At 60.9% G+C, this 7,572-nt stretch carries 10 protein-coding genes; 3 read left to right on the top strand and 7 right to left on the bottom strand.

The window, feature by feature from the left end; translation table 11 throughout:
- Positions 1-95 precede the first annotated feature (95 nt).
- Complete coding sequence (locus ACZYOF_RS40860) at positions 96-605, bottom strand: P-loop NTPase fold protein (protein WP_463719289.1); 510 nt, start codon at positions 603-605, stop codon at positions 96-98.
- A 410-nt stretch (positions 606-1,015) separates the two neighbouring features.
- Positions 1,016-1,252 (bottom strand): hypothetical protein, encoded by a 237-nt coding sequence (locus ACZYOF_RS40865; RefSeq protein WP_028168455.1) that lies wholly within the window; start codon positions 1,250-1,252, stop codon positions 1,016-1,018.
- 191 nt (positions 1,253-1,443) lie between these two features.
- On the opposite strand from ACZYOF_RS40865, the gene ACZYOF_RS40870 reads away from it, so the two are divergent.
- Entirely contained in the window at positions 1,444-2,391 is a 948-nt protein-coding gene (locus ACZYOF_RS40870) for a DUF817 domain-containing protein (RefSeq protein ID WP_463719290.1), read from the top strand.
- A 188-nt stretch (positions 2,392-2,579) separates the two neighbouring features.
- Positions 2,580-3,053 carry a hypothetical protein gene (locus ACZYOF_RS40875; protein ID WP_463719291.1) on the top strand — a complete coding sequence of 158 codons (474 nt, stop codon included), beginning with the start codon at positions 2,580-2,582 and terminating at the stop codon, positions 3,051-3,053.
- A gap of 156 nt (positions 3,054-3,209) precedes the next feature.
- On the opposite strand, the gene ACZYOF_RS40880 is transcribed toward ACZYOF_RS40875, so the two are convergent.
- From ACZYOF_RS40880 to ACZYOF_RS40900, 5 genes are all read right to left on the bottom strand, one after another.
- Positions 3,210-3,581, bottom strand: a complete 372-nt coding sequence (locus tag ACZYOF_RS40880; protein WP_394569858.1) for a hypothetical protein — start codon at positions 3,579-3,581, stop codon at positions 3,210-3,212.
- Between the two features lie 159 nt (positions 3,582-3,740).
- Positions 3,741-4,313, bottom strand: a complete 573-nt coding sequence (locus ACZYOF_RS40885; RefSeq protein ID WP_463719292.1) for a histidine phosphatase family protein — start codon at positions 4,311-4,313, stop codon at positions 3,741-3,743.
- A 13-nt stretch (positions 4,314-4,326) separates the two neighbouring features.
- The gene (locus ACZYOF_RS40890; protein WP_463719293.1) at positions 4,327-4,815 is read right to left on the bottom strand and encodes a hypothetical protein; all 489 of its coding nucleotides are present in this window, start codon (positions 4,813-4,815) and stop codon (positions 4,327-4,329) included.
- 6 nt (positions 4,816-4,821) lie between these two features.
- Positions 4,822-5,178, bottom strand: a complete 357-nt coding sequence (locus ACZYOF_RS40895; protein ID WP_130583562.1) for a DUF6152 family protein — start codon at positions 5,176-5,178, stop codon at positions 4,822-4,824.
- 250 nt (positions 5,179-5,428) lie between these two features.
- Entirely contained in the window at positions 5,429-5,995 is a 567-nt protein-coding gene (locus tag ACZYOF_RS40900; RefSeq protein ID WP_463719294.1) for a hypothetical protein, read from the bottom strand.
- Positions 5,996-6,176: 181 nt separating this feature from the next.
- Between ACZYOF_RS40900 and ACZYOF_RS40905 the strand changes: the two genes are divergently transcribed.
- Positions 6,177-6,992 carry a lytic murein transglycosylase gene (locus ACZYOF_RS40905; protein ID WP_463719295.1) on the top strand — a complete coding sequence of 272 codons (816 nt, stop codon included), beginning with the start codon at positions 6,177-6,179 and terminating at the stop codon, positions 6,990-6,992.
- Positions 6,993-7,572 lie beyond the last annotated feature (580 nt).

Raw genomic sequence — 7,572 nt, forward strand, 5'->3', positions numbered from 1 at the left:
ACCAGCCGGTGTGATATCTCTCGTCATGGCGTTGCTCTCCTTTGTGGAATCAGCACCCCGAGCCTACCGGCTCAAGGTGGGCAACGCCGACCTCTTCAGTAATTCAACAGAACCCGGGACATCCCCGAGAAACGCACCTGAATGGTACGTCGATTGTTTCGAATGGAGTCCAGCAGAACCCAGTATTGATCCGCTTTGTCAGTGTTCTCTTGCGAGCCTAGCCAGCTATGAAAGAGGTTCAGGCGATAAGTTCGCTGTGCTTTCGAGAAATCCCGATTGGAGGCGTCGTGCGCAGCAACCTTATCTCGAATGAGATCATATTTTTCTGCCAGTGATTCGATCTCTTCGAGAGTAAGTATTTTCGATGTGCCCTTGCGGTCTGGAACTCGTGCGCTTTCCCTTTCCATATCGAGGTGGGTAAGGGAGCGAAGTGTCATTTCAATTACGCTGCTCTTACCGGCGCCCCACTCGCCAATAAGTGCGATTACGAAACCGTCCTGAGCCACAACAAGCCCGTCAATCGCTCGAGCTAGGGCGAGTGAAAATTCGGATCTTCCGAGAACGTCTTCGCGTGGACGAAATATTGGACGGTCACTATGCTTCATCTTCAATAGTCTCTAGAGCCAACCGCGATGACACGCATCGGAGGTTCTTTGACGTTGGTGCAACTTATAATGCCTAGTAGACTATCGCTCGGTGAGCAAGGGGATGCTGAGGTCTTGCCGGAATATTGGCTCATGGCGGCCCCAAGGTCGAGCGGCTGAAAGTGCCCGAATGCTTTGCTTGGGCTTTAATCGAAATAGGGAGCGCCGACCTGGCCAAATGGCTACGATGCCGCACCAGGCTGGCTACGAGGCCGGCGGAACGTTGGTTCGCGACGTAGCAGCTTGATTTGCCGTTCGCCGTCGAGCGCGAAACCGGGCGTATGATTGGCCAGCCATCCACGAAACGGCGGACGAAGGCCCGCCGGTTTTGTCTCCCGAATATGCTCTACGAAGGTCGACGGGCCGGCGGCCTATTTCTTCTTCACCCCGACCCGCTCGATTTTCTTGATCGCGAGCGGCGGCCGGCCGGATTTCTCGGCGATCTCGCGGTCCTGCTCGAGGATGTAGCCGCGCGCCGGTTCGTCGCCGTCGAGGCCGCCGAGCAACTCGGCGGGCACGCGCCGGTTGGAGCGTTGCGAGCCGTCTTCATAGAAGACATTGAAAAAGGCGAACTCGCCTTTGGGATTGGTCCCGGGTTTCTTGGCCATGGCGGCTTGTCGTCGATCAGGGCTCCGCTGTCAAAGAAAATAACGGGCGTTGCTGCGACTGCCTGCCCCGCAGCAATGAATGTGAGCTTCCCCCCGCGCTAAGCGAAATCTGCAAATCTTTGCCCACTTTCGACCGCGTTATGCCGTCAGCTTCGGCAGCCATGCATCACCGTCCGACCCAGCGAGCCGGCATGCCCGAGCCCAACATCAGCGCCGCCGCCATCTGGCCACCGCTTCGCCGATTCATCGCCGGTGAACACCGCCTCGGACTGTTCATGGCGCAGCGGCGATGGTCCGCGGCGCTTTACGAATTCTTTCGCTTCGGCGTGAAGCAGGGATGGGCCTGCCTGTTCGGCGGGATTGCGGTCGCGCTGATGATCGGCACCTGGCGGTTCTATCCGGCAGATGCGGCGCTGCCGCGCTACGACTTTCTCTTGCTCTGCATGATCGCCGTCGAGACTGTGCTGCTCGCGACCCGGCTGGAGACTCCAGAGGAGGCGAAGATCATCCTGATCTATCACGTCGTCGGCACGGTGATGGAGATCTTCAAGACGTCGGTCGGCTCCTGGATCTATCCGGAGCCGAGCTTTTTCAGGATTGGCGGCGTGCCGCTCTTCACCGGCTTCATGTATTCCTGCATCGGCAGCTATCTCTGCCGGGTCTGGCGGCTGTTCGATTTCCGTTTTTTTGACCATCCGCGGCGGTTGAGCCTGATCCTGCTCAGCATGGCGATCTACGTCAATTTCTTCAGCCACCATTTCGTGCCTGATGCGCGTTGGCTGTTGTTTGCCGCCGCTGCATGGCTGCTCGGCCGCACCACGGTTGGCTTCAAGGTCTGGCGCGAATACCGCTCGATGCCGCTCCTGCTCGGCCTCCTGCTGGTGTCGCTGTTCATCTGGTTCTCCGAAAATATCGGGACCTTCACCAAAATCTGGCTCTACCCCTCACAGCGACACGGCTGGTCGATGGTCTCCTTCGACAAGCTCGGCTCATGGTTTCTTCTGCTCATTATCAGCTACACGCTGGTGAGCCTGATCAATGCACCGCGCGTAAGCGCGGACGCCGGCAAAGCCACGCCGGCCGAGGGTGAAGCCGCGCCGCCAGCGGTCGGCGTGGCCGTGCCGTCAGAGATGGCTTGACGCTGCTTCCGTGCCTTGCGGCGCGACTCTCGCTGATAGGTGAACTCTCGCTGATTAACTCTTCAGAGTCCTCAGTTGGGACGGTAACCACGTTTCGATATTTCCCCGCAAACCTCGTCGCGGTTACCAACCGTCAGGAATTACGGCCTTTGCTCCTCGTCACATCAGCATGGTGACGAGAGATGGTTATGCCTGTCGGACGATACATCGCCTGGGTTGGCGCATCGCTTCTTGCGTTGTTGTACATCGCTGACTGGTGCGTGCCACAATCGTTAACCGAGGAGGCGAGTGAGCCGGTCGAGTGGCCGGCCATCCGGATTGCTTCGCTCGAGCGGCCACCCGAACTTGTCGTCATGGACACCAGCCTGCCCACCATTGTGCCGCCGCCGACGCTGGCCGAAGCTGTGCCGCCAAGCGAACCGCCGCCGGTGCGCGCGGTCGCCGAAGCGCCTCCGCCTCCGCCGGCGGTCGAGATCGAGAAAAAGGCCAAGAAGGTTGTCAAACGGCAGGCGCCGAAGGTTGCGGCGGTGCAGCCGCCATTACCGCTGGCTCCCGCGGTCGCGCCGGCCAGCCCGGCGCCGCCGGCCGCTCCGGAGATCAAATTGTCCTTCGCGGATATCATGTCCGGGCAACTGGTGAAGAACCTGTTCAACCTGCATTGAAGTCGAGGCTAATCCTGCAAGCCTGGTAGCCCGGGTGGAGCCAACGGGTCGCGCGAACGCGCGCCCGATGACAGGCTCCGCGCAACCCGGGACGGCTGCGTCAATACTCACCGGCGGTCCCGGGTTACGCTGGCGCTCCACCCGGGCTACGGCGCTCTAGCTGCCGGACGCCGCTTTGCCCTGGGTTGGCGCCATGGCGGCGACCGTCTGCGCCACGAGTTGGCCGCGCCCGCGTCGCGGGCCGCCGTCGGTCTGCTGCTGTCCCATCGCCATGATCGCCGTGCCCATCGCGCTCGAGCCCAGCGTGACGATGAAGCCGAACAAGAGCAGCCCGAGCGCAACGCCAGGGCTGTCATCGGCCAGGATCAGGTCACGCAGGTGGCCGGGATTGAGCAGCAGCAGGCCGCCGACCAACAACACCGCAACCAAGACACCGACGGCGAGATTGATCGCAAGCAGCCGAAATAGCGGCGCTCGGAAAACAAGAGACTGGCGCGGCGAAGGCGCCTCTTCCTGCATGTCGCTCATGACGAAATCCTATCGCATTTTCCAGGCGACAGGGACGGCGGCTCAGCCGACAAACCGGCGAATTGAAAAGCCGGAGCCCGGTTCTGACTCATAACCGGCATGGCTCCAGCTTCGTTCCTAAGTCGGGCCCGATCGCGCGCTTGGCGCATCCACGATGCGTCAATCGAGAATCAGGCGACCCACGGGCTTGCTGCCGCCACCCTCGCTTCGGACCACGACAATCTCGCCGCTCGCCGGCGAAACGCCCGTGAGTGCCCGAATATTTGCGCCATGCGTCACGACAAGCAGGATTCCGCTCCCGGTCCATTTGTCGATGACCGCGCGTGCCCCGGCGGTCAGAGCTGTGGTTTGATCGCTGAGCACCACCACGTTGCCGAATGCGGGCTCGACTTCGATCGGCCCCAGTTCCAGCAGCGTTGCAGTGTCAATGCAGCGGCACCAGGGCGAAGAGAGGATTTTCTCGACCGCAATCCCTTCCGACCTGAGCCGCGCACCGATCCTTGCGGCGTCCGCGCGGCCTTTGCTGCTGAGATTGCGCTGCGTGCCGCAGTCATCAATCCTGAACTCGGGCGGGTCGCCTGCGCCACCCGGCGCATCGGCATGCCGCATCAGGGCAACATGCCGGCCTGCGCGCAGCGCGGTCCAGGCCTCAGCTTCGTCGGAGCTCGCGATATCAGGCGCGGCGCAGAGGGTGAGGAGGATTGTGAAAATGGCAAGGCGGATGCGATCCATGGGGCGAAGCCTGTCAAAAATACGCTATAAGACGCCCGGCGCAGACGGCGCCGACCCACAGTACAAGCGACAGCAGCGCAGTGACCTTTGCGCCACCGGACGCTTCGCCTCCCCAGAGCGAAACTTGTCGCCACGGGCCGGAATGCGCGATCACGACATTGACCAGCGCGGCCACGATCAGAAACAGCTTGGCCTGGAACGCAGGATTGCGCACCACATGCGCCGCGTCGGCGCTGAACAGCAGGAAACCCATACCGATCGCGAGAAGAAAACCGACGCGTGACAAAGGCAGCAGCAATTGTGCCATCGGCTGGATCGGAATCGCGCGTCCCAAGCCGAGCAACCTGACATCGAGGGCCAGGATCGATCCCACCAGCACAACGAAGCCGAGGATGTGCAGGATCTCGACCGCGGGATAAAGCGCGGGTGAGTTGCGCATCAGATGCCCGAGCGCGCTTTCCTGCAAGGCCAGGAAGATCGGCGGGGCCGGATGCTGCTCCACGCTGGCCTACCGCAATTCGAAGCGTTTGCCGTCGAGAATGATGTATTCGATCCGGGCCTCGTCCGGATTGCTGGTGTGGGGATAGCCGAACACGGTGCAGGTCTTGCCCGGCGCGATAAGGTCCGGCGTGATTCCGCGATTTTGCATGCGCGAGGGCGGCGCCAGCACGAAGTGCCAGTGCTTGCCGCCAACCTCCATCTCGATCTCGCAGTGCGGATTCTGGAATGCAGATTTCAGGATTTCGCCGGTGACGGTGAACGCCTTGGAGGTGTCGTAACCGCCCCAACCATGATGGGCCATTGCCGCTGCCGGACTAACGGCAGCCGCCAGCGACAGGAAGAAACGACGGGTGATTGATCTCATAAGCTGCCTCCGCAATGAAGGGCAACACCGAGCCGCGCCGCATCCATATAACGCGGTTCGCGCGACCGCTCAAACGTGCACGGGCGCGTAAGGTGCCGTAGTACGCCGAGGAAACGCCAACCGCGCGCGCCAAGCCGCGCGGCAAAAGGTCTCGTTGGCATTTTGACGGAGGTGAGTTTCGCGGGCATGATCTCGCGTTAAAGGCGTTCGCCGAAGAACGCCGCCTCCTGACCGGCCAACCGTGCACTTGCTAGAATTTCCACGGGGAGAAGAATCTGCCCGTGGGCTGGGTTACGCTATTTGCTCCACCAGCTATGCCGCTCCTTAAGATATCCTTGCTGACGGTCTGGCACGGCTTGATGAGTTCCAGAATTTTGTCCGGCGGCTGATTGGCCTTTTGGGCCTCCGCAACAGCGGCGGATAGATTCGAGCAATATTCCAGCGTCTGCTGCTTTTGGGAGGAAGTTATGTCTTGAGCGAAGGCCGTTGTTGTCAGGGACAGGCTGACGCGTTGTGAGGCTCCCGCCCCGAGGCCGTTTGCGCCAGCAGCCACGCAGAAGATAACCAGCGAGTTGAGCACATAGAACACGGCCTTCTGGAGCAGATTTCGCGTTGTCACCAGGACAAGCAATCCAAACACAAAGCTCAGGCCGAGACCGACCCACGCGCGTGGCATCGAGAAATTCACGGTCAGTGCATTCGTGATCATCATCGTCAGCGCACCCGCGACGCCCGGCGTCAACATCGCTTCCGGCGTGAGAAATTGTGACAGCGGATTGCTCGCAAGGGAATTATTTTGAGAATCTGAGTTGCTCATCCTTATCTCCAAAAATCGGCTTAAAGTAATATGTCCCTAACGTAAGCGATCTCCATAAAAAATGCTACCAGAAGTCGTGTCGGCGACTCACGGGAAGGTCGCTCGCCGCGGGCCACATAGGATGCTAGAACCCCGATCGGTGCGGTTACGCGCCATCTTTTTTGGAGGAAAATTCCGAACCATGCGCTACATCCGCGTTGTCGTCCTTGTAATCGTCCTTGGCATTCCCTCCCTCTCTGCCCCCGCCTATGCCGCCCGCTGCGGCGGTGACTTCCATGCTTTCATTGCCGGCATTTCGCAGGAAGCGGCCTCGGCCGGCATCTCGCAAAACGTGATCTCGCAGGGGCTCGATGGCGTGCAGCAGGATGCGGGCGTGCTTGCCTTCGACCGGCGCCAGCGTGGCACGTTCCGCAAGAGCTTTCAGCAATATGTCGCGACCCGCGTCGGGCCCGGGCGGATCAACACGGGGCGCGCAATGCTACAGCGTCATGCGGCGCTGCTTGCGAGCATCGAACAGAAGTACGGCGTGCCGCGCCAGATCCTGGTCGCGATCTGGGGATTGGAGACCGATTTCGGCAAGGGCGACATGGGCAAGCTGCCGGTGTTCCGCGTGCTCGCCACGCTCGCGCATGATTGCCGCCGCACCGAGCTGTTCCAGAACGAACTGCTCTCGGCGCTGCAGATCGTGCAGCGCGGCGATCTCCGCCTCAACGACATGATCGGCGCCTATGCCGGCGAGATCGGCCAGACCCAATTCCTGCCGTCGTCCTACATCAAATACGGCGTCGACTTCGACGGCAACGGCCATGTCGATCTCCGCCATAGCGTGCCCGACGTGCTCGCCTCCACCGCGAACCTCCTGCACACCAACGGCTTCAAGATGGGCGCATCTTACGAGGAAGGCAGCGCCAATTTCGAAGCGATGCGCGAATGGAACAGAGCGGTCGTGTACCGCAAGACCATCGGCTATTTCGCCGACCAACTCATGGGCCGTTGACGCCGTAGGGTGGGCAAAGCGCAGCTTCGTAGGGTGGGTTAGCGAAGCGTAACCCACCGCCTTTCGCGCGCATGGCCACCGCCGTCATTGCGAGCGCAGCGAAGCAATCCACGTCTCCACAAGCGGCGCTATGGATTGCTTCGCTGCGCTCGCAATGACGATGTGGCTACCTTGCATGCGACAAATCAACCCGACGGGCAAATCACCAAAAGTCTGTCCAGCCCTGCAGCGAAAAACATTCCGCTTTCGCCGTCGGGCAAATCAGTGATTTAACTCCGCGCGTCTCACGGCGGATGAGGGGCGGCTCGCGATCGTCACGAACGTTGCGGTGAGATGCGGTGGACGCGATGGGTGTGACTGACGAGCACGCGCGTCACGGACGGCGAAGTCGTGTGGTCCTGGCGCCCCGACGCTGGCGCTAAGTTTTTCGCGCGAAGAAGTTCGCGCTTGAGATGACGGTGGCAAGAAAGCCCGGTCACCGGCTATTTGATGCACACATCTTTGTTGCGAAGATCGGCGAAGACTGATTCCCTGGCGGGAGGCAGTCTTGTGGAGAGCGGTCTTATGTCGATGGAGGTGG

This window comes from Bradyrhizobium sp. LeoA1Lang (genome assembly GCF_055413685.1).